The organism is Pseudomonas sp. SDO55104_S430 (assembly GCF_054070595.1).
In genome coordinates, this window is sequence record NZ_JBSVXG010000404.1 from 1 (window position 1) to 2,729 (window position 2,729).

Here is a 2,729-nt window from a genome sequence, read left to right on the forward strand (position 1 = left end):
TGCGAAACCAGTGTAGGAGCTGCCGAAGGCTGCGATCTTTTGACGTTGCCCCAAAGAAAAAAGCCCTGATCTTTCGATCAGGGCTTTTTCGTGTCCGGCATCAGCGTTCAGTTACAGGCCATTGGCAGCCTTGAACTGGCGGCGACGACGGTGCAGGACCGGCTCGGTGTAGCCGTTCGGTTGCTTGGTGCCTTCGATCACCAGTTCGACTGCCGCCTGGAAGGCGATGTTGCTGTCGAAGTCTGGTGCCAGCGGACGGTACAGCTCGTCGCCCGCGTTCTGACGGTCGACCACCGGCGCCATGCGCTTGAGGCTTTCCATCACTTGCTCTTCGGTGACGATACCGTGGCGCAGCCAGTTAGCGATGTGCTGGCTGGAGATACGCAGCGTCGCACGGTCTTCCATCAGGCCGACGTCGTTGATGTCCGGCACCTTCGAGCAGCCGACACCCTGGTCGATCCAGCGCACCACATAACCGAGAATGCCCTGGGAGTTGTTGTCCAGTTCGTTCCTGATCTGCTCGGCAGTCCACTGCGGGTTGACCGCCAGCGGGATGGTCAGGATGTCGTCCACCGAAGCCGGGGCACGCTTGGCCAGTTCGGCCTGACGGGCGTACACGTCGACCTTGTGGTAGTGCAGCGCGTGCAGCGCGGCGGCGGTCGGCGATGGAACCCAGGCGGTGTTGGCACCGGCCATCGGGTGAGCGATTTTCTGTTCGAGCATCGCCGCCATCAGGTCGGGCATCGCCCACATGCCTTTACCGATCTGCGCGCGGCCTTGCAGGCCGGTGCTCAAGCCGATATCGACGTTGGAGTTCTCGTAGGCGCCGATCCATTTTTCCGCCTTCATGTCGGCCTTGCGCACCATCGGGCCGGCTTCCATGGAGGTGTGGATTTCGTCGCCCGTGCGGTCGAGGAAACCAGTGTTGATGAACACTACGCGCTCGCTCGCCGCCTTGATGCAGGCCTTGAGGTTGACCGTGGTACGGCGCTCCTCATCCATGATTCCGACTTTGAGAGTGTTGCGCGGCAGGCCCAGCGCGTCTTCGATGCGCCCGAACAGCTCGTTGGTGAATGCCGCTTCTTCAGGACCGTGCATCTTCGGCTTCACGATGTAGACCGAACCGGTACGTGTGTTTTTGCGCGAGGTGTTGCCGTTGAGGTTGTGCATCGCCGCCAGCACGGTGACCAGACCGTCGAGGATGCCTTCCGGCACTTCGTTGCCGTCTTTGTCGAGGATCGCGTCGATGGTCATCAGGTGACCGACGTTACGCACGAACAGCAGCGAGCGACCGTGCAGGCTCAGCGCCTTGCCATCGACGCCGGTGTAGGTGCGGTCGGCGTTCATGGTGCGGGTGAAGGACTTGCCGCCCTTGGCCACTTCTTCCGACAGGTCGCCCTTCATCAGGCCGAGCCAGTTGCGGTAGATCACCACTTTGTCGTCGGCATCGACGGCGGCCACGGAGTCTTCGCAGTCCATGATGGTGGTCAGTGCGGCTTCCATCAGGATGTCTTTGACGCCGGCGGCGTCGGTCTGGCCGACCGGGGTGCTGGCATCGATCTGGATTTCGAAATGCAGGCCGTTGTTTTTCAGCAGGATGGCGATCGGTGCCGAAGCATCGCCTTGGAAACCGATCAGCTGTGCGTCGTTGCGCAGGCCCGTGTTGCTGCCGCCTTTGAGGGCGACGACCAGCTTGCCGTCAACAATGCTGTAGCGGGTGGAGTCGACGTGGGAGCCGGCGGCCAATGGCGCGGCTTCGTCGAGGAAGGCGCGGGCGAAGGCGATGACCTTGTCGCCGCGAACCTTGTTGTAGCCTTTGCCCTTTTCGGCGCCATCGGCTTCGCTGATGGCGTCGGTGCCGTAGAGCGCGTCGTACAGCGAACCCCAACGGGCGTTCGAGGCATTGAGAGCGAAGCGGGCGTTCATAACCGGGACCACCAATTGTGGGCCGGCCATGCGGGCGATTTCTTCATCGACGTTTTGCGTCGTTGCCTGGAAATCGGCCGCTTCTGGCAGCAGATAACCGATGTCTTGCAGGAAAGCCTTGTAGGCCACGGCGTCGTGCGCCTGGCCTGCACGTTCCTGGTGCCAGGCGTCGATACGAGCCTGGAAATCATCGCGTTTGGCGAGTAGGGCTTTGTTCTTCGGCGCCAGGTCGTGAATGACCTTGTCGGCACCGGCCCAGAATTTGTCGGCGGTGAGGCCGGTTCCGGGAATGGCTTCGTTGTTCACGAAGTCGAACAGGACTTTGGCGACCTGCAGGCCACCGACTTGAACGTGTTCAGTCATTGCTTGCCTCACTCTGCTCAGCTATTTCGCTTTTCAGCTCTTCAATTTAACAATGAAGCCTTCGGCCATTTAAACCACAAACCCGTCTACCAGTACATGCCATTTTCGGGCGGCTGGGTTGGGACCAATCAACGGCTTAGGGCCTTGCTGACAGGGCTTTGAGGGTTGTGAACGTGCCTGCGGCAGACATCGAACCAACGTTATGTAGTGCGCGCCGAGGCATACTACATGATGTGTTGCGGTTGTGAAAATTAGACTAATTACGTCGTTCTGCGACCCTGTGACGCATTGCGGTCACAGCGCGGTGCTGGATGTTCTCAAAAAACTGGTGGATTGTTCCAGTTAAATATCAAAGTTGTACACGATTTGTGCTTTTCGGGTGATCGGCGGTGTGCCGTTCGCGGGCAAGCCTCGCTCCTACAGGTTTTGTGCAACTTGTA

At 59.9% G+C, this 2,729-nt stretch carries 1 protein-coding gene; it reads right to left on the reverse strand.

The annotated features are described in order from the left end of the window. Nucleotides 1–111: 111 nt before the first annotated feature. Nucleotides 112–2,289, reverse strand: coding sequence for a malate synthase G (locus ACW9JE_RS30120; protein WP_457434836.1), 2,178 nt, complete (start codon nucleotides 2,287–2,289; stop codon nucleotides 112–114). Nucleotides 2,290–2,729: the final 440 nt, after the last annotated feature.

Excerpts from the sequence above, each read along its gene's own strand:
- ACW9JE_RS30120 (WP_457434836.1), bottom strand. The coding sequence starts at position 2,289 with ATGACTGAACACGTTCAAGTCGGTGGCCTGCAGGTCGCCAAAGTCCTG.